Here is an 18,006-nt window from a genome sequence, read left to right on the forward strand (position 1 = left end):
GATCAGGCGCTCGTGTCGATCTCCGGCAGCGGGCACACCACAACACCGATCGCGCCGACACCGACGTGCGCTCCGATAACCGCGCTGAAGTCGGTGACCACGGATTCCGCCACATCGGGGATGCGCTCGGCCAACTGTTCCGCTATCGCATCGGCACGCTCTCGCGCTCGCATGTGATGCACGGCTATCGCCACGCGGCCGAGACCGGCGCGCTCGACTGCCGAATCCACCAAGCGTGCAAGCGCTTTGGTGGTCGTACGTGTTTTTTCACCGAGCACGAGCTTGCCGTCCACCAGATGCAGGATCGGCTTCATCGCCAACGCAGTACCCAACAACGCGGCTGCGGTTCCGATTCGTCCGCCCCGACGCAATTGATCAAGTTTGTCGACGACGATGTAGCAGCGCCCACGACTCGCGACGTCGACCGCCCGGCCGTACGCCTCTTCGAGTGACGCACCCTTCTCGGCCAAGCGCGCAGCTTCGAGAGCGGGATAGCCCAAACCCATTCCGGCCGACTGCGAATCGACGATCCGGACGGCTCCACCGAACTCCTGGGCTGCGACTCGTCCGGCTTCCCACGTTCCCGAGAGTTGCCGTGAAATGTGCACGGCGAGAACGCCGTCACCGTCGCTCATGTCCAGGGCGCGTGCATACGCTTCGGACAACTCGGCGGGCGACGCTCCGGCCGTTGTCACTCCTGACAGGTCGCTCGGCATTGCGTCGACACCCTCACGCAAGTCGCAGCCGTCACGGAGCACATGGAGCGGAACCACCTGAATCCCACATGCGTCGGCCGACTCCTGCGGGATGCAGGCGGAGGAATCCGTGACGACGACGACCGGCATTCTGCTACCCGACTTCGCTCGGCGGTGATACCAGTTGCGGCGAAACCACTTTCTTCGACTCCACCCCGCGAATCGCAGCGATCATCGCGCGGGCTACACCGACATGACCGTCCCAACCCCAGTGAATACCGTCGGGGTTGCCGTTCTCGGAAAAGACGTTGTCACGCACTGCATCCGCGAGATCGACTACGGGAACGTCTTTCTCCGTTGCCCACTCGGTGATCGCGGACACCGCGGCAGGTCGTCCGGCGTGCACGCTCGCGTAGGCATCGCTGCGGTGCACCGACGGCAGGGTCGCGATCATCGGCAGTTCCGGCCGCATGTACTCCAACGCATTTCGCGAGCTTTCCAAATACTCGACGCTCAGCTTGGGCGGAAGTGCGACCGGGCGGCCCAGAGGTGCAAGCCGCGGCTGCAGCCACTGATAACCCTCGCGCACCACGCGTCGAAGCGCCGGAGGACGAACGTAGCGGATGGTCTCGCGGAGCGCGGTAGGCAATGGGGACGGTAGCGAGTCCATACCGCCGACCGCGAACACGACGGCGCCGGCCCGCGGCACCGCCGCCCACACACGAGGATCCTGAGTCAGTGCCCACCACGCGTCGCGGCACGTCCAGCCGATACGGGCGACCAACTCGACGTCCCAGCCGAGTTCGTCGGCCACGATGTTGGGCCAGATGCGTGGATGATCTGCCGCGAGGCCGCCTTTGGGGCCGAAATACGACAGCGAATCCGCGAGCACGAGGAGGACGGGGCGCTGCCCGTCGGCACTTTCAGAGGACGTCATTTGCGACACTCGCAGAAGCATTCCATACGTCGAGTCGCCACTCGATCGACTTGACGTCACCGTGTCCGCTGAGTTGCACCCAACTGGTGTTTCCCAATCCGCCGAGGACGGCCCAGCGATCGACGGGTAAGTCGAGCAATGCCGCTGTCAGTGCCGCGATCAAGCCTCCGTGCGCCACCAGAACTACGGGCCGCTCGGCCCAGTCCGGGTGCGTGTCGAGCAATTCGTGAACTACGGGGAGGCTGCGATTCGCGACGTCGATTCGGCTTTCGCCGCCGGGCGGCGCCAACGTGGCATCCGCTCGCCAGGCAGATCGCACACCGGGAGTGCGCTCGTCGACCTCATGATGAGTCAGGCCTTGCCATTCACCCAGGTGTGTCTCACGCAGACGCGTGTCGGTGAGGACCGGAAGTCCGGCGGCGTCACCGACAGCGACTGCCGTGAAATACGCGCGCCGCAGATCCGAGGACACGATCGTCAACGGTCTGCGATCGGCGATCACCGGACCTGCACTCTTGGCCTGCGTGCGTCCCAACTCCGACAGGTCGGTGTCGAGTTGCCCCTGCATCCGAGAGTCGGCGTTGTATTCGGTCTGTCCGTGACGCAGCAGGATGAGCCGGCGGACAGGGTTCGACGCCGCACTGGGCGCCGACGAAGTCACAGCGAGGGATCCTGCGCGTCCGGCTCGGAAACCGTGTCGGTCTCGAACACCGTGTTGGCATCGGCGGGGCCGGGACGGTTCTGTCCGAGGCCTTCGACCTCGACCGTCGGGCAGTCCTTCCACAGACGATCGAGAGCGTAGAAGTTGCGCTCCTCGTCATGCTGGACGTGGACGACGATGTCGGCGTAGTCGAGCAGTGCCCAGCGGCCCTCGCGGGTGCCTTCACGGCGGACCGGCTTGTGTCCCGCTTCGCGGAGGCGGTCTTCAATGTTCTCGACAATCGAGTTGACCTGACGCTCGTTGGTCGCAGATGCGATCACGAAGCAGTCCGTGATGACCAACTGTTCGGACACATCGAGCACCACCACTTCGGTGGCCAGCTTCTCGTCGGCTGCCAAGGCCGCGATGCGTGCCATGTCGATGGCTTCGGTGTTTGCACTCACTCGATGTTCTCCAGTTTCGTCTTCAGAAAGTACTTGTTGTTCTCGGCTAGCTCGATTCGGCGCCCGGGACGGCTTCCGACTTCCCCGGTGCGGGCTCCGACATCGTTGTAGCTCCGTCGCGGCGCTCCGCGTCGACAGGTCGATACAGGTTCCGCTTCGAGATGTACTGCACCACTCCGTCCGGCACCAGGTACCAGACGGGGCGGTCTTCACTTGCCCGACGCCGACATTCGGTCGACGAAATGGCAAGTGCCGGAATCTCTATCAACGTGACCGCGTCGGCGGGCATGGTGTCGAGGTGACCGGCCAGATGCTCTGCATTGAGATCGAAACCCGGTCGCGATACCCCGACGAACTTCGCCAATGCGAACAACTCTTCCCAATCTTGCCAGGAAAGGATGCTGGCCAGCGCATCGGCACCGGTGATGAAGAAGAGTTCGGCGTCGGGATGGTAGGCCCGGAGGTCTCGCAGTGTGTCCACGGTGTACGTCACTTTTTCACGGTCGACGTCGACCCGAGAGACGGAAAACCGCGGGTTGGAGGCGGTGGCGATGACCGTCATGAGGTACCGGTCCTCGGCAGGACTGACGCCCCTCCCCTGCTTCTGCCAGGGCCGCCCGGTGGGGACGAAGATCACTTCGTCGAGTCCGAACCGGTCGGCGACCTCACTGGCCGCAACGAGGTGGCCATGGTGAATGGGGTCGAAGGTGCCACCCATCACTCCGAGGCGTCGAGCACGTTCCACCGATAGTCCCTTCTGCACGAGTGTCGAGCTTACGGGTCAGACCGGCAGCAGACGGGACACGACGTCGGCAAGCTGCTGGGCCGAGCGGCACTCGTGCATGCTGATGACCTCGTTGTACACCTTCGCCGCGGAGTCACCCGTTCCCCATTGCCCCTTCGGCTCAGGGTTGAGCCAGTGTGCGTGCTTGGCAACCGCAACCATCTGCGACAGCGACTGGAGGTTGGGATCGCGGTAGTTGTTGCGACCGTCGCCGAGTACCAGCAGCGACGTGCGACTGGTGATCGACTGCGCGAACTTCTCCTGGAAGACCCCGAAGGCGTGCCCGTAGTCGGAGTGGCCGTCGTAGGTGATCAGTTCGGCTTCACGCACCATCCGTGACATCGCGGACCCGAGGTCTGCGTTCGAGTCGAAGAACCGCGTGACCTCGTCGGTCGTGTCGATGAACGCGAACACCCTCACTCGTGAGAACTGCTCGCGCAACGCGTTGACGAGGAGCAGGGTGAAATGGCTGAACCCCGCCACCGAACCCGACACGTCACACATCACCACAAGTTCCGGCCGCGCTCGCTTCGGCTTGCGCTGCACCAGATCGATCGGCACTCCGCCCGTCGACATGGACTTGCGCAACGTGCGACGCAGGTCGATCGAACCCGAGCGGGAGCGGCTACGACGCACCGCGAGACGGCTGGCCAACAGACGAGCGAGTGGTGCGACGTTCTTCTTCAGTGTGGTGAGTTCGGCGTCGGAGGCCCGCAGGAAGTCGACTTCCTCGGCGAGTTTCGGAACGCCGTACGTGGCGACGCGTTCCTTACCCAAATTCTCGGCGGTGCGTCGACGCGTTTCCTTCTCGACCATCTTGCGGAAGTCCGCGATGCGCTGCGCTGCCGTGCGCTTGGCGACCTCGGACTGATAGTCGGAATTGTCCTTGCCCTCGGACCCCGCGCCTTCCTGGTTGCCGAGTAGACCTTGCAGGATCTTGTTGAGCAACGTCTCCGGGGCGACGTCGCGCAGCGCCTGATAGGCGGAGAACGACGGGCCGTTACTCGACTGGTACTGCCCGAGTTCCTCGACCATCGCGGCGGTCAGGAGTTCGGTCATCTCCATCGCCTCGTCGCTGCCGTCTGTCAGCAGTTCGGCGATCAGCTCACGCAATGCCTGTAGGTCGATCGAGCCGTCTGGCTTGCGCGGCAGTGTGACGTCGACGTCGCCGACCGCACGGTCACCGATCGCCTTGGGGAACCACAGGTCGAAGACGGCGTCGAACGTCGCCCGGTGGGTAGGTCGACGCAGGAGCGAGCATGCCAGCCCTTCACGAAGCGCTTCACGATCGAGCAGGTCGAGAACCGACATGACCTGACCGGCGTCGACGGTCTCGGACGGGCCGACCATGATTCCGCGTCGTCGCAGAGCCTCGACAAAATCGACGAGGTGACCGGGAATCCCGTGCGGCGCTGCCAGGCCGCCGGGTGAGAGCGGCGACGTCGATCCTGCGGGAGCCATGACAGACCTCAGTTCAGCCGAAGTTCAGCGGCGGCGCGCACCTGATCGGACTGGTGCTTGAGGATGACACCGAGCGTGGCGCGTACGGCGTCGTCGTCGAGCGTGTCCATGCCCAGAGCGAGAAGGGTGCGTCCCCAGTCGATGGTTTCGGACACCGACGGAACCTTCTTGAGCTGCATTCCGCGAAGAACACGAATGGTGTTGACCAGCTGCTCGGCAATCGCTTCAGGAAGCTCCGGCACCCGGCTTGCGAGGATGCGACGCTCGAGGTCGGCGTCCGGGAAATCGAGATGCAGGAAGAGGCAACGACGCTTAAGAGCCTCCGAGAGTTCGCGCGTGGCGTTGGACGTCAGCACCGTGAACGGCTTGCGGGTGGCGGTGATCGTTCCGAGCTCGGGAATCGTGACCGCGAAGTCGCTGAGCACTTCGAGGAGCAGACCTTCGATCTCGACGTCTGCCTTGTCCGTCTCGTCGATCAACAGCACCGTCGGGTCCTCGCGGCGAATGGCCTTGAGCAGTGGACGTGCGAGCAGGAACTCCTCCGAGAAGACATCCGCCTTCGTCGAGTCCCAGCTGTGGTCGACCGCGACATCACCCCTCGCTCCGCCCGCCCCGCCCGACTGAATCCGAAGAATCTGCTTCGCGTGGTTCCACTCGTAGAGTGCACGAGCCTCGTCGACGCCCTCGTAGCACTGCAGACGCACCAGTTCTGCGCCCGTGGTCTGGGCGACTGCGCGGGCGAGTTCCGTCTTACCGACACCGGCCGGGCCCTCGATGAGCAGGGGCTTGCCCAGTCGGTCGGCCAGGAACACTGCCGTTGCAGTGCCCTTGTCGGACAGGTAACCCGTCTCGGCCAAACGCTCGATCACGTCGTCGACGCTCGAGAAGAACGGTGTTGTATCGGGAAGAGCTCGGTCCACGGTTAACTCCTAAAAAGGGTGGGGCAAGTCTGGTGAACTTTTCAGGCGGGTCGGGTGTGCCCGTCGCCCCAGACGATCCACTTGGTGGACGTCAGTTCCGGTAGCCCCATGGGGCCACGCGCGTGCAGTTTCTGGGTGGAGATGCCGATCTCGGCGCCGAATCCGAACTGCTCACCGTCGGTGAAGGCAGTCGACGCATTGACCATCACTGCCGCGGCGTCGACGCGAGCGGTGAACTCACGGGCAGCCGAGAGATCGGAAGTCACGATGGCTTCGGTGTGGCCGGTCCCGTACTGGTCGATGTGCTCGACTGCAGCGTCCAGGTTCTCGACGACCTTGAGCGCGACGTCGAGCGTGAGGTACTCCTTCGACCAGTCGTCCTCGGTGGCCGGGACGAGTCCAGGCAGATCGCCGTGCACGACGACGTCGTGCATCTGAAGCGCTTGAAGCAACTTCGGCACGGCCGTCTCGGCGATGGCGGCGTCGACCAACACAGTCTCCGCGGTGTTGCACACGCTGGGCCGACGGGTCTTGGAGTTGAGAAGAATCTTCTCGGCCATGAGCAGATCGGCGGCCGAGTGAACGTAGACGTGGCAGTTACCGACACCGGTCTCGATTGTGGGAACGGTGGCATCGCGAACTACGGCGCTGATCAGGCCGGCGCCGCCTCGTGGGATGACGACGTCGACGAGGCCACGGGCCTGAATCAAATGAGTGACCGTGGAGCGATCCGCACTTGGCAGAAGTTGAACGGAGTCCTCGGGCAGTCCCTGAGCAACCAGCGACGCACGCAGGGCCGCTACCAACGCTTCGTTGGACTTGACCGCCGAGGACGAACCACGAAGCAGCGCAGCATTTCCCGATTTGAGGGTGAGCCCGAAGGCATCGACGGTCACGTTGGGACGAGCCTCGTACACCATGCCGACGACACCGAGCGGAACGCGCTGCTGCCGTAGTTCCAAACCGTTCGGCAGAGTGGAGCCGCGAAGAACTTCGCCGATCGGATCAGGTAGTCCGGCAACCTGGCGCAGACCTGACGCGATGCCCTCGATGCGGTCAGCGGTCAGACGAAGACGGTCGAGCAGCGATTCCTCGGTGCCACCCGCCTTCGCGGTGTCGATATCGAGAGCGTTGGCCGCGAGAATCCGATCACTTGCCGCGAGAACTGCGTCGGCTGCGGCGTGGAGAGCAGCATCCTTCTGCGCCGTGGTCAGCAGAGCCAGGACGCGCGAAGCCTTACGGGCTCGGCGTGCGGCGTCGTGCACGACGGACTTGGTGTCGGACGCGTTCGAGTCGACGGTTTCTGCGTTGGAAGTCACAGCGGTCATGAATACACATTAACCACCCACCTCCGCGGCTTGCTCGGCGGAACGAGGCTGTGACCACCCGGGACCATTCCGGCGGACCGCCTGCGAACATTTCGGCGGACCGCTGGGGAACAATTCCGATGCGCGGCGCTGTTGCACCCACCGACCTTCTTCTTCGAGTCAGGAGCCATCCGTGAGTGTGTTGTTCGAGCCTTTGACCCTGCGTGGTGTCACCATCCCGAACCGCGTCTGGATGGCACCGATGTGCCAGTACTCGGCCGACGTCATCGGCGACCAGGTCGGAGTGCCCAACGAGTGGCATCGCACGCATCTGGTGAGCCGTGCAATCGGCGGCACCGGCCTGATTCTCACCGAGGCGACGGCCGTCAGTCCCGAAGGCCGCATATCGGCAGCTGATCTGGGGATCTGGAACGACACGCAGGCGCAAGCCTTCGCCGAGATCAACGCGCAACTCGCGTACTTCGGCGCAGTGCCCGGAATTCAGCTGGCCCACGCCGGACGCAAAGCGTCGACGCAGGTTCCGTGGCGCGGCGGCAAGAGCCTGCCCGCCGACGACCGACTCTCGTGGCAGACGGTTGCCCCGAGCGCGGTTCCGTTCGGTCACCTTGCCGATCCGGTAGAGCTCACCACGGAGGGCATCGAGAAGGTCGTCGCGGACTTCGCAGCGGCGGCTACCCGCGCATTGAAGGCCGAATTCAAGGTCGTGGAAATTCACGCGGCCCACGGATACCTGATCCATCAGTTCCTCTCCCCCGAGAGCAACAAGCGAACGGACCGCTACGGAGGCAGCTTCGAGAACCGCATTCGATTGCTCCTCGAAATCCTGACAGCAGTCCGCGAGGTGTGGCCGGCCGAGTTGCCGCTCTTCGTCCGGGTCTCGGCGACCGATTGGCTGACGGAAGAGCGTGGGCTCGAGGTCGACAGCTGGACCGCGGATCAGACTGTTGCCCTGGCCAACATCCTCTCCGATTACGGGGTCGATCTCGTCGACGTCTCCACCGGCGGCAATTCACCGGCGGCACAGATTCCGGTGGAACCGGGATACCAGGTTCCGTTCGCCCGTCGCCTGCAGAACGAGAGCCTGTTACCGGCCGCCGCCGTCGGCCTCATCACCGAACCCGAACAGGCCGAGAAGATCGTCGAGGACGGAAGCGCAGTGGCGGTGCTCCTCGGCCGCGAACTGTTGCGTGATCCGTACTGGGCGCGCCGGGCGGCACGGGAACTGAACGCCGAGGTCGGACCACATATCCCGACGCAGTACGCCCGCGCCTTCTAGCCCGAAAATCGGCTCCCGCGCCCAACTTTGATAGCGTAAGCGTCTTACTTGCCGGTAGTCCGGAGCCCTGTGGGCTCCGGACACTGCCGCGGGCCAGAGCCGTGCGACGGGGGTCGCAACGAGCCACAGGGCACGCGGACGCTCGATTTCCCGACCGGCTCATCGGCGAGTGGGCAACGAAAAGATGCGTGCATCAGGTACGTGCCCCGCTCGGTTCGATGATTGCGCTGGGGAGCGCATGTCATGACTACACCAGAGAACTCGATCAGCGCTCTCGAAGTGGCCGAATCACCCGATGTCTGCGTCACCGACAATGCGTCCGTCAAGCGCGCTGTCAAGGCAACGATGCTCGGAAATGCCATGGAGTGGTTCGATTTCGGCGTTTACGCATATCTAGCTACCACTATCGGAAAAGTGTTCTTCCCGGACGCGAGCGGCAGCGCTCAACTCCTCTCGACGTTTGCAATTTTTGCGGCTGCCTTCATCGTCCGCCCTCTCGGCGGATTGTTCTTCGGTCCACTCGGTGACCGCATCGGACGCAAGAAGGTCCTGGCCACCACCATCATTCTGATGGCCGGCAGTACCTTCGCCATCGGCCTCATCCCGAGCTACGAATCCATCGGTATCGCCGCCCCGATCCTGCTGGTACTCCTACGCCTGTTGCAGGGCTTTTCCACGGGCGGCGAATACGGCGGGGCCAGTACGTTCGTTGCCGAATACGCGCCGGACAAGCGGCGCGGTTTCTTCGCCAGCTTCCTCGAATTCGGGACTCTGGCAGGATATGTGGCGGCAGCGGGCATCGTGACGATCATCCAGACCGTCGTCAGCGCCGAGGACCTCCTCCAGTGGGGCTGGCGCATCCCCTTCCTCATTGCCGGACCGCTGGGTCTCATCGGCCTGTACCTCCGTCTACGTTTGGAGGAAACTCCCGCATTCCAGATGATGGAGCAGGCCGAAGAGCGTTCCCTCGCAGACGAATCCACCGGCAAGAAACTACGCGAAACTCTCGTCGACAACTGGCGTCCGCTTGTTCTGTGCATCGTTCTGGTGGCCACATACAACATCGCTCACTACGGCCTGCTCAGCTATATGCCGACGTATCTGACCAACACGTTGGGTTACGACGAATCCCACGGACTCGTTCTGATGATCATCGTCATGATCGTGATGATGATGGGAATCAGCTACGTCGGAAAGTTCTCGGACCGCGTCGGGCGTAAACCCTTGCTGCTCAGCGGTTTCATCGGATTCTTCGTCCTGTCCCTGCCTGCCTACCTGTTGATCGGCATCGGCAACTACGTGACGGTCTTCCTGGGACTCGCCATTCTCGGCGGCTTGCTCCTGCTGTTCGTCGGGGTGTTCCCGTCCGTGCTTCCCGCACTCTTTCCGACCGGAATCAGGTACGGCGGCTTGGCAATCGGATACAACCTCGCGGTGTCGATCTTCGGTGGAACCACTCCCCTGGTGCTGACAGCTCTCGAAAGTGCAACGGGCAGCAATCTGGTCGCACCGATGTACATGATGATCGCCGCGGTGATCGGCGGTATCGCAGTCCTGATGATCCCCGAGACCGCACGGAAGCCACTGGACGGCTCTCCGCCCGCCGTGGCCACCGACGAGGAAGCACGCCGGATCATCCGCAAGGTTCGCCGCAAGAGAATGAAGGCCGATAACCTCGAGGTATGAGCACGCCTCGAATCGTCGTCGTCGGCAGTATCAACATGGATCTGACCACGTCGGTGGCCAGATTCCCCGCTCCGGGAGAAACGCTGCTCGGCACTGCCTTTGCCACCGCGGCCGGAGGTAAGGGCAGTAACCAGGCCATCGCCGCCGCGAAGGCCGGTGGGGACGTGTCGTTCATCGGCGCGGTCGGCGACGACGGTTTCGGCACCCAGTTGCGCGAGACCCTGCAAGACGCCGGGGTCGACACCGCACTGCTGCGTAGTGTCGACGGCCCGAGTGGCGTCGCGGCCATCACCGTGAGCGAAGACGCGGAGAACAACATCATCGTCGTCCCGGGCGCCAATTCCTCGATCTCTTCGTTGACCGAAGCAGACCTCGACGCGATCTCCCGCGCCGACATCCTCCTGTGCCAACTCGAGATCCCGGTCGAGACAGTTACAGCGGCAGCCGAGCACGCGCACGCCAACGGGACGACGGTCATCCTCAATCCGTCTCCCGTGCAAAAACTTCCGGCTCTACTGATCGATGCAGTCGACATCTTGATCGTGAACCAGACTGAGTCGGAGCAGCTGGCCGCGGTCACCGGTCGCGTCGCGCACCTCGTCACGACGCTCGGAGCGGGCGGCGCGGATCTGAAGACCGGCGACGAGACCGTTCACGCCGACTCCCCGGCCGTGACACCCGTCGACACCACCGGCGCCGGCGATGCCTTCACCGGGGCCTTCGCCGTGGAGTGGGTGCAGGACCAGGACCGCGCCCTGCAGTTCGCTGCCACGGCGGGAAGTCTGGCGACGACGGTTCGCGGCGCGTCGGTGTCGTCGCCCACTCGCGCTGAGATCGAAAAAGTCCTGAACCGACAGCTTGACTCTGACACCGTGTGAGGTTCTAAACCTGTAGGTGTCGGGTTCGTGAGGGAGAAACGGGGCAAGTAACCATGTTGAGCATCGGAGACTTCGCGAGAGCAGGTCGCGTGTCCGTGCGCATGCTCCGCCACTACGACGCCATCGGCCTGCTCACGCCCGCGAGGGTCGACGCATCCACCGGGTACCGCTCGTACACCGCGGGCCAGTTGGCGCTGCTCAACCGCATCGTCGCTCTCAAGGAGTTGGGCCTGACCCTGGCCCAGGTCCAGCAGGTGGTGGAGTCGGCGGTCACTGTCGACGAAATCCGCGGGATGCTCACGCTTCGCCGAGCAGAACTCGAGACCCGAATCCAGGAAGACACCGCGCGACTGGCGCATGTACAGGCGCGCCTACGCATCATCGAAAGTGAGGGACAGATGTCCGCATACGAGGTTGTGATCAAGTCCGTTCCGGCGCTGCGGGTCGCGGAGTTGACCGGTACCGCCAAGACGATGGATCCGTCGTCGATCGGTCCGGTGGTTCGCGGGCTGTACGAGCGCCTGTGCACCGGTTTGGATCGTGCCGGTATCGCCGCGATCGGACCTGCGCTCGCGTACTACGAGGATGCCGGTGACGACGAGAACGTCGTCGTGCATGCCGCGCTACCGGTCGATGCGGATCCCGAGGGCGACTACGAGTTCGCGGTCGTCGAATTGCAGGCCGAAGCTCAGGTGGCCTCGCTGCTGCACAAGGGGTCGATGGACAACTGCCTGCCCGCCTATCAAGCCTTGGCTCAGTGGATCGACGCAGCGGGATACCGCAATGCCGGCCCCAGCCGGGAGGTCACGCTGGCGTGCCCGGAGGACGTCGACGGCTGGGTCACCGAGCTGCAGGAACCTGTTGCCAAGGCCTGAAGCCCGCACGTGTCGGCAGGGTCGTGCACCATGGGGTCCATGACCACCGCCACTGCCCCAGCCATGCGCGACGAAGCCGAGCGACTGCTCCGTGAACTCGCGGGGCCGGATGCCCGCCTACGCGAGGACCAGTGGACGGCCATCGAGGCGCTGGTGGTGCAACGCAAGCGTGCCCTCGTCGTCCAGCGGACCGGCTGGGGCAAGTCTGCGGTCTACTTCATCTCGGCGAAGCTGCTCCGGGCAGCAGGTCATGGCCCCACTGTCATCGTCTCTCCGTTGTTGGCCCTGATGCGAAACCAGGTCAGTTCTGCCGAGCGTGCCGGGGTGCGAGCCGCGACCATCAACTCGGGCAATGTCACAGAGTGGGACGACATCCACGCCCGCGTTGCAGCCAACGATCTCGACGTACTGCTGGTCAGCCCCGAGCGCCTGAACAACCCCGACTTCCGCGATCAGGTTCTCCCGTCCCTGGCAGCTGATGCCGGCTTGGTAGTGGTCGACGAGGCTCACTGCGTTTCCGACTGGGGACACGACTTCCGTCCCGACTATCGGCGTATCAGGACTTTGATCGCCGAACTCGGCGAGGGCATTCCTGTCCTCGCGACCACGGCTACGGCCAACAACCGCGTCGTCGAGGACGTGTCCGCCCAACTCGGCGTCGGCGGCGAGGAAACTCTCGTACTTCGTGGCGGGCTCGAGCGCGAGTCACTTCACCTTTCCGTGGTTCACATTCCCGAGGCGACGGCGCGCGCTGCCTGGCTCGCCGACATACTCGAGACGCTGCCGGGATCGGGCATCATCTACACGCTGACGGTTTCGGCCGCTCGCGACCTCGCAAGCCTGCTCTCCGAGCGCGGTCATACCGTCGCCGCCTACACGGGCCAGACCGATCCCACCGAACGTGAATCCCTCGAGCAGGACCTGTTGGGCAATCGCGTCAAGGCTCTGGTGGCCACCTCGGCCCTCGGGATGGGCTTCGACAAGCCTGATCTCGGGTTCGTCGTCCACCTCGGCGCACCGTCGTCACCTATCTCGTATTACCAGCAGGTGGGCCGCGCCGGACGTTCCACCGACAGGGCAGACGTGATCCTGCTGCCGGGCACCGAGGACAAGCAGATCTGGAGCTACTTCGCCTCGGTCGCCTTCCCCCGCGAGCATCTGGTCCGCAGCGTCATCGAGCACCTCGACACCGAAAAGGCCACGTCGACACCGGCACTCGAACCGCTGGTGGAGCTCAATCGCACCCGTCTCGAAATGGTCCTCAAAGTTCTCGACGTCGACGGCGCGGTCAAACGAGTCAAGGGCGGTTGGATCAGCACCGGAGAACCTTGGGTGTACGACGCCGAGCGTTACGGTCGACTCGACGACGCTCGCCAGGCCGAGCAAGCTGCAATGGTCGAGTACCAGAGCATCACCACGTGCCGAATGACCTTCCTGCGTGAACAACTCGACGATCCTGGTCTGACATCGGAGAACTCACAGTGTGGACGCTGTGACAACTGCACCGGCAATCGCTACGACACCACTGTCGACACCACCGCCCTCGACGAGACTCGGGCGCGCTTGCAGCGCCCCGGATTCGACCTGGAGCCGCGCAAGATGTGGCCGACCGGCCTGAGCAAGCTGGGCGTCAAGCTGTCCGGGAAGATCACCGAGGGACCGGAAACCGGGCGCATTCTCGGACGGATGTCGGACCTGGGCTGGGGCCAACGTCTCCGCGCGCTTTTCGACGGACCCGACGCCGAGGTACCCGATGCGGTGGTCAGCGCGTGTATCAGCGTTCTGGCCGCCTGGAATTGGGCCGAGCGCCCCACCGGTGTCATGGCCCTCGAATCCACGACGCATCCGTTGCTGGTGTCGAGCCTGGCTGCCAAGCTGGCCGAGGTCGGGCGATTGACCGACCTGGGCACCCTTCGCTTGCGACCCGACCGCCCTCCGGTGTCGGCAGCGAACTCCGCCTATCGCGTGTCCGGACTGGTCGATGTTTGGGAAGTCCCGGACATGAGTATCCATCAGGGACCGATACTTCTTGTCGACGCAATCGCCGACACCGGTTGGACTTTCACGATGGCCGCACGCGCACTTCGGCAGGCGGGGGCGCATTCGGTCCTCCCATTGGCGCTCGCGAGCCCCAAATAGCGAGTTTTGGCCCGAAATAGTCGCTCGGACAACACCAAAAGTTACATAATGTGAGCACGATCACATTCATGTCCTCACCTGGGGCGCAACGGGTTCCGCACGGCCCGAAACGGACATCTGCATGACTTCGACAGCAATGATTGTTACGTTCAGATGACCGATGAAGCCTGTTGATACGAGAGCTATCCCGACCACCGCGCCGGACGCGGTGTTGTTCAGAAGCCCACAGATCGATGACGGAGTCCGGCTCTGGGAGATCGCACGTGATTCGAAGGTGCTCGACCTCAATTCGAGTTATGCATACCTGTTGTGGTGCAGGGATTTCAGCGCGACGTCCATCGTCGCAGAGGTAGACGGCCGCGTAGTCGGATTCGTTTCCGGTTATACCCGTCCCAGCGCGCAGGAAACCCTGTTCGTGTGGCAAGTCGCGGTCGACGAGGACCAGCGCGGCAAGGCAATTGCTGCCCGCATGCTGTCCGACTTGATGGATCGCACTGCCCCACTGGGTGTTACACATCTGGAGACGACGATCAGCCCCGACAACGAGGCTTCGATCGCACTCTTCACCGCGCTCGCACGTCGACGCGAAGTACCGATAACCAGGCAGAACTTGTTCTCGCCCAAAGATTTTCCCGATGGACACGAAGCCGAAGATCTTTACACGATCGGCGCCTAGCGCACTTCGCGCTCGGCATACAGCATGCCCCGGAGGAACAAAGAAGATATGAATATCAACGAAGCAAGCATTTTCGAAACCCTCGAGTCCGAGGTCCGCAGCTACTGCCGTGACTGGCCTGCGGTGTTCACCAGCGCATCCGGATCCTGGATTCGTGACGAAAACGGACGCGAATACCTCGATTTCTTCGCCGGTGCCGGCGCCCTCAACTACGGCCACAACAACCCGGTGCTCAAATCGGCGCTGGTCGACTACATCATGAGCGACGGCATCACGCACGGCCTCGACATGTCGACAGTCGCCAAGCGCGAGTTCCTCGAGACCTTTCAGCGCAACATCCTCGAGCCGCGCGGCCTGGACTACAAGGTCCAGTTCCCCGGCCCGACCGGATCGAACACCGTCGAGGCTGCACTGAAGCTGGCCCGCAAGGTGACCGGACGTTCGGCAGTCATCAACTTCACCAACGCATTTCACGGAATGACACTTGGTGCACTCTCCGTGACCGGCAACTCGATGAAGCGCGCGGGCGCCGGTGTTCCGCTCGTGCACACGACACCGATGCCCTTCGACAACTACTTCGACGGCGTCACCGAGGACTTCCAGTGGTTCTCCCGCGTTCTCGATGATTCCGGTAGCGGCATCAACCGTCCCGCGGCAGTGATCGTCGAGACCGTTCAGGGTGAAGGCGGCGTCAATGTCGCTCGCCCCGAATGGCTTCGGGCGCTGGCAACACTGTGCTCGGATCGTGGCATCCTGCTGATCGTCGACGACGTCCAGATGGGCTGCGGCCGCACCGGCCCGTTCTTCTCCTTCGAAGAGGCCGGAATCGTTCCCGACATCGTCACGCTGTCCAAGTCGATCAGCGGTTACGGAATGCCGATGGCGCTCACGCTGTTCAAGCGTGAACTCGACGTCTGGGGACCGGGCGAACACAACGGCACCTTCCGTGGCAACAACCCGGCGTTCGTCACCTCCAAGGTTGCACTCGACCACTACTGGTCCGACGACGCACTGACGAAGACGACGTTGAAGAAGGGCGCACGCATCAGCGAATGCTTCGCCAATCTCTCCGATCAGTTCCCCGGCGAGGTCTCGCACCGTGGACGCGGCCTGGTTCAGGGCCTCGTTTTCGATCAGCCCGAGCGCGCCGGCAAGGTCTGCCAGCTGGCATTCGACGAGGGATTGCTCGCGGAGACCTCCGGACCCTCCGACCAGGTTGTGAAACTGCTTCCGGCACTGACGATTACCGATGACGAGCTCGAGCACGGCCTCTCCATCCTGGCCGAGGCGACACTCAAGGTCTGCAGCTAGAGGAAGGACTCTCCCATGATCGTTCGCACCACCACCGAGATCACCGACACCGACCGCGACATCACGAGCGAGGACGGCAACTGGCGCAGCAAGCGCATCGTCCTCGGCGGCGACCGCGTCGGGTTCTCGTTCCACGAAACCACCATCAAGGCAGGTTCGGTCAACGAGTTCCACTACGCCAACCACGTCGAAGCGGTCTGGCTCGTCGAGGGCACCGGCAAGCTGATCGACCTGGACAACAACAAGGAATACGATCTCGCACCGGGGTCGATGTACCTGCTCAACGGTCACGAGCGTCACCGCGTCGAGCCCGATACGCAGATGCGCATGCTCTGCGTTTTCAATCCGCCGGTCACCGGGCGTGAGGTACACGACGAGAACGGTGTCTACCCACTGGTGGAGGTCCCCGCGTAGCGTCTAGTCATGGCGACTGACACCTCTCCACGCGTAGCGATCGGCCCCGTCCCCGATGCACTGCTCGACAGCGCGGTGCTTCGGGGCGGAGGTCTGATCAGTCCGATCGACACTGCCGACGCCCTGATCTGGGCGGGCTCACCCGAAACTTTTCCGTCGGAGTTACCGGCGTCGGTCAGGTGGGTGCAGCTGCCGTCGGCGGGAATCGAGGATTGGTTCGACTCCGGTGTGATTCCGAAGGACACCGAAATCACGTGGACCTCGGCGGCCGGCGCGTTTTCGGCCTCGGTGGCCGAGCACGCGCTCATGCTGCTGTTGGCCGGAGTTCGTCACCTGCCCGCACACATCGAAGCTCGAACGTGGCGTCAGTTCGAGTTCTTTCCCAAGATCGGCACCCTTCGTGGCTCGACGGTTGCGATCATCGGCGCAGGCGGTATCGGCCGCGCGCTGATTCCGATGCTGGCCGCGCAGGGGGCGGACAGCATCGCAGTCAATCGTTCCGGTAGCCCGGTTCCCGGGGCCATCTCGACGTACCCCGCATCCAGGATGGATGAAATCTATTCTCGCGCAGATCACTTCGTGATCGCTGCGCCCGCCACCCCGGCCACCCGTCACCTCGTTGGCCGCGCGCAGTTGGCGGCGATGCAACCCCATTCCTGGGTGATCAATGTCGCGCGCGGATCACTGGTCGATACCGACGCGCTGGTCGAGGCAATCGAGTCGGAGCAGATCGGCGGCGCCGGTCTCGACGTCACCGAACCCGAACCCCTCCCGGACGGTCACCCGCTGTGGGATCTGACGAATGCGATCATCACACCCCACGATTCCAATCCGCCGGGAGTTCGCCCCGCCGCGTTTGCGGATCACGTCTCCAAGAACGTGACCCGCTTCGCGAAGGGCGAGGCACTGGCTGCCCTCGTCGACCCGGTCGCCGGATACTGAGCACGCCGCCGCAGCCTGAATGATCCGGCGAAAGCTGCCGAAAGTTACTGTGGCGAATCCGTATCCGGGAAGAAGAGCGCCCGCGCCCGGCGAGCCACCTCCTCCGCAGGTACGTCCTCGACCTTCGTGCATACGGCCCACCGATGGCCGAATGGGTCGAGAAACACTCCGTGCCGGTCACCCGAGAACGTATCGGCGACCGCCGTGACCAGCGTGGCTCCCTCGGCGACGGCCCGATCGACGAACTCATCCGTGTCCTCGGTGTAAACGACGATGGACGAATGCACCCAGCCGTCCTGCGGCGACCTGAGACCGAAGTCCGGCATCTCCTGCGAAAGCTGCAGCATCGAATCACCGATCCGAATCTCGGCATGCATGAGAGTGCCGTCAGGTGCATTCATCGCATCGACGATCTCAGCCCCGAGTGCTCGTTTGTAGTAGTCGAGTGCGGCATGGCCGTCCGGCACCGCAAGGTAGGGAGTGATCGTGTGGTAACCAGCGGGAATTGGGTTCACTGTGTTCATGTCTACGAGTATCGACAGTCGTACACGCGTTCTATTGAACATTTCGGACTTCCTCC

General features: G+C 63.5%; 18 protein-coding genes. 9 read left to right on the top strand and 9 right to left on the bottom strand.

The annotated features are described in order from the left end of the window. Positions 1 to 2: 2 nt before the first annotated feature. Genes R4P70_RS10890 through R4P70_RS10925 form a run of 8 tightly spaced genes read right to left on the bottom strand, consistent with a single transcriptional unit; the run spans position 3 to position 7,229 of the window. Positions 3 to 845 (bottom strand): DegV family protein, encoded by an 843-nt coding sequence (locus tag R4P70_RS10890; protein WP_020908214.1) that lies wholly within the window; start codon positions 843 to 845, stop codon positions 3 to 5. A 4-nt stretch (positions 846 to 849) separates the two neighbouring features. Further along, positions 850 to 1,632 carry a diglucosylglycerate octanoyltransferase gene (octT, locus tag R4P70_RS10895; RefSeq protein WP_019749052.1) on the bottom strand — a complete coding sequence of 261 codons (783 nt, stop codon included), beginning with the start codon at positions 1,630 to 1,632 and terminating at the stop codon, positions 850 to 852. Continuing rightward, entirely contained in the window at positions 1,619 to 2,293 is a 675-nt protein-coding gene (locus R4P70_RS10900) for a histidine phosphatase family protein (RefSeq protein WP_097387227.1), read from the bottom strand. The genes octT and R4P70_RS10900 overlap by 14 nt, the downstream gene beginning before the upstream one ends. Further along, positions 2,290 to 2,736: a ribosome silencing factor gene (rsfS, locus tag R4P70_RS10905; protein ID WP_003944502.1), complete on the bottom strand. Its 447-nt coding sequence runs from the start codon at positions 2,734 to 2,736 to the stop codon at positions 2,290 to 2,292. The genes R4P70_RS10900 and rsfS overlap by 4 nt, the downstream gene beginning before the upstream one ends. Positions 2,737 to 2,782: 46 nt before the next feature. Then, positions 2,783 to 3,499, bottom strand: a complete 717-nt coding sequence (nadD, locus tag R4P70_RS10910) for a nicotinate-nucleotide adenylyltransferase (protein ID WP_080657183.1) — start codon at positions 3,497 to 3,499, stop codon at positions 2,783 to 2,785. Positions 3,500 to 3,517: 18 nt separating this feature from the next. After that, a complete protein-coding gene (locus tag R4P70_RS10915; RefSeq protein ID WP_020908216.1) occupies positions 3,518 to 4,981 on the bottom strand; it encodes a vWA domain-containing protein in 1,464 nt (487 codons plus the stop codon). 8 nt (positions 4,982 to 4,989) lie between these two features. Beyond that, entirely contained in the window at positions 4,990 to 5,901 is a 912-nt protein-coding gene (locus tag R4P70_RS10920) for an AAA family ATPase (RefSeq protein WP_113683731.1), read from the bottom strand. A 41-nt stretch (positions 5,902 to 5,942) separates the two neighbouring features. After that, positions 5,943 to 7,229, bottom strand: coding sequence for a glutamate-5-semialdehyde dehydrogenase (locus R4P70_RS10925; RefSeq protein WP_019749057.1), 1,287 nt, complete (start codon positions 7,227 to 7,229; stop codon positions 5,943 to 5,945). Between the two features lie 172 nt (positions 7,230 to 7,401). Between R4P70_RS10925 and R4P70_RS10930 the strand changes: the two genes are divergently transcribed. The 9 genes from R4P70_RS10930 (at position 7,402) to R4P70_RS10970 (ending at position 17,426) form a co-directional block, all read left to right on the top strand. Beyond that, a complete protein-coding gene (locus R4P70_RS10930; protein WP_113683732.1) occupies positions 7,402 to 8,505 on the top strand; it encodes an NADH:flavin oxidoreductase/NADH oxidase in 1,104 nt (367 codons plus the stop codon). 243 nt (positions 8,506 to 8,748) lie between these two features. After that, the gene (locus tag R4P70_RS10935) at positions 8,749 to 10,191 is read left to right on the top strand and encodes an MFS transporter (protein ID WP_019749059.1); all 1,443 of its coding nucleotides are present in this window, start codon (positions 8,749 to 8,751) and stop codon (positions 10,189 to 10,191) included. Continuing rightward, positions 10,188 to 11,069 carry a ribokinase gene (locus R4P70_RS10940; RefSeq protein ID WP_113683734.1) on the top strand — a complete coding sequence of 294 codons (882 nt, stop codon included), beginning with the start codon at positions 10,188 to 10,190 and terminating at the stop codon, positions 11,067 to 11,069. Before R4P70_RS10935 ends, R4P70_RS10940 begins: the two co-directional genes overlap by 4 nt. 53 nt (positions 11,070 to 11,122) lie before the next feature. Then, the gene (locus R4P70_RS10945) at positions 11,123 to 11,944 is read left to right on the top strand and encodes a MerR family transcriptional regulator (protein ID WP_113683735.1); all 822 of its coding nucleotides are present in this window, start codon (positions 11,123 to 11,125) and stop codon (positions 11,942 to 11,944) included. Between the two features lie 39 nt (positions 11,945 to 11,983). Beyond that, positions 11,984 to 14,083, top strand: a complete 2,100-nt coding sequence (locus R4P70_RS10950; protein WP_113683736.1) for a RecQ family ATP-dependent DNA helicase — start codon at positions 11,984 to 11,986, stop codon at positions 14,081 to 14,083. A gap of 160 nt (positions 14,084 to 14,243) precedes the next feature. Next, positions 14,244 to 14,759, top strand: coding sequence for a diaminobutyrate acetyltransferase (ectA, locus tag R4P70_RS10955; RefSeq protein WP_019749063.1), 516 nt, complete (start codon positions 14,244 to 14,246; stop codon positions 14,757 to 14,759). Positions 14,760 to 14,807: 48 nt separating this feature from the next. Beyond that, positions 14,808 to 16,070: a diaminobutyrate--2-oxoglutarate transaminase gene (gene ectB / locus R4P70_RS10960; RefSeq protein ID WP_020969986.1), complete on the top strand. Its 1,263-nt coding sequence runs from the start codon at positions 14,808 to 14,810 to the stop codon at positions 16,068 to 16,070. A gap of 15 nt (positions 16,071 to 16,085) precedes the next feature. Continuing rightward, positions 16,086 to 16,484 carry an ectoine synthase gene (locus tag R4P70_RS10965; protein WP_003944463.1) on the top strand — a complete coding sequence of 133 codons (399 nt, stop codon included), beginning with the start codon at positions 16,086 to 16,088 and terminating at the stop codon, positions 16,482 to 16,484. A 9-nt stretch (positions 16,485 to 16,493) separates the two neighbouring features. Next, positions 16,494 to 17,426: a D-isomer specific 2-hydroxyacid dehydrogenase family protein gene (locus R4P70_RS10970; protein ID WP_113683738.1), complete on the top strand. Its 933-nt coding sequence runs from the start codon at positions 16,494 to 16,496 to the stop codon at positions 17,424 to 17,426. Positions 17,427 to 17,470: 44 nt separating this feature from the next. Here R4P70_RS10970 and R4P70_RS10975 read toward each other — a convergent pair whose 3' ends face one another. Then, positions 17,471 to 17,992 carry a VOC family protein gene (locus tag R4P70_RS10975; protein ID WP_019749065.1) on the bottom strand — a complete coding sequence of 174 codons (522 nt, stop codon included), beginning with the start codon at positions 17,990 to 17,992 and terminating at the stop codon, positions 17,471 to 17,473. Between the last annotated feature and the right edge of the window lie 14 nt (positions 17,993 to 18,006).

This window comes from Rhodococcus sp. IEGM 1241, assembly GCF_033142365.1.
Lineage (GTDB): Bacteria > Actinomycetota > Actinomycetes > Mycobacteriales > Mycobacteriaceae > Rhodococcus_F > Rhodococcus_F erythropolis.

Excerpts from the sequence above, each read along its gene's own strand:
- ectB (WP_020969986.1), top strand. The coding sequence starts at position 14,808 with ATGAATATCAACGAAGCAAGCATTTTCGAAACCCTCGAGTCCGAGGTC.
- R4P70_RS10890 (WP_020908214.1), bottom strand. The coding sequence starts at position 845 with ATGCCGGTCGTCGTCGTCACGGATTCCTCCGCCTGCATCCCGCAGGAG.
- R4P70_RS10975 (WP_019749065.1), bottom strand. The coding sequence starts at position 17,992 with ATGTTCAATAGAACGCGTGTACGACTGTCGATACTCGTAGACATGAAC.
- R4P70_RS10915 (WP_020908216.1), bottom strand. The coding sequence starts at position 4,981 with ATGGCTCCCGCAGGATCGACGTCGCCGCTCTCACCCGGCGGCCTGGCA.
- R4P70_RS10970 (WP_113683738.1), top strand. The coding sequence starts at position 16,494 with ATGGCGACTGACACCTCTCCACGCGTAGCGATCGGCCCCGTCCCCGAT.
- ectA (WP_019749063.1), top strand. The coding sequence starts at position 14,244 with ATGAAGCCTGTTGATACGAGAGCTATCCCGACCACCGCGCCGGACGCG.
- R4P70_RS10965 (WP_003944463.1), top strand. The coding sequence starts at position 16,086 with ATGATCGTTCGCACCACCACCGAGATCACCGACACCGACCGCGACATC.
- R4P70_RS10945 (WP_113683735.1), top strand. The coding sequence starts at position 11,123 with ATGTTGAGCATCGGAGACTTCGCGAGAGCAGGTCGCGTGTCCGTGCGC.
- R4P70_RS10925 (WP_019749057.1), bottom strand. The coding sequence starts at position 7,229 with ATGACCGCTGTGACTTCCAACGCAGAAACCGTCGACTCGAACGCGTCC.
- R4P70_RS10935 (WP_019749059.1), top strand. The coding sequence starts at position 8,749 with ATGACTACACCAGAGAACTCGATCAGCGCTCTCGAAGTGGCCGAATCA.
- R4P70_RS10940 (WP_113683734.1), top strand. The coding sequence starts at position 10,188 with ATGAGCACGCCTCGAATCGTCGTCGTCGGCAGTATCAACATGGATCTG.
- R4P70_RS10950 (WP_113683736.1), top strand. The coding sequence starts at position 11,984 with ATGACCACCGCCACTGCCCCAGCCATGCGCGACGAAGCCGAGCGACTG.
- octT (WP_019749052.1), bottom strand. The coding sequence starts at position 1,632 with ATGACGTCCTCTGAAAGTGCCGACGGGCAGCGCCCCGTCCTCCTCGTG.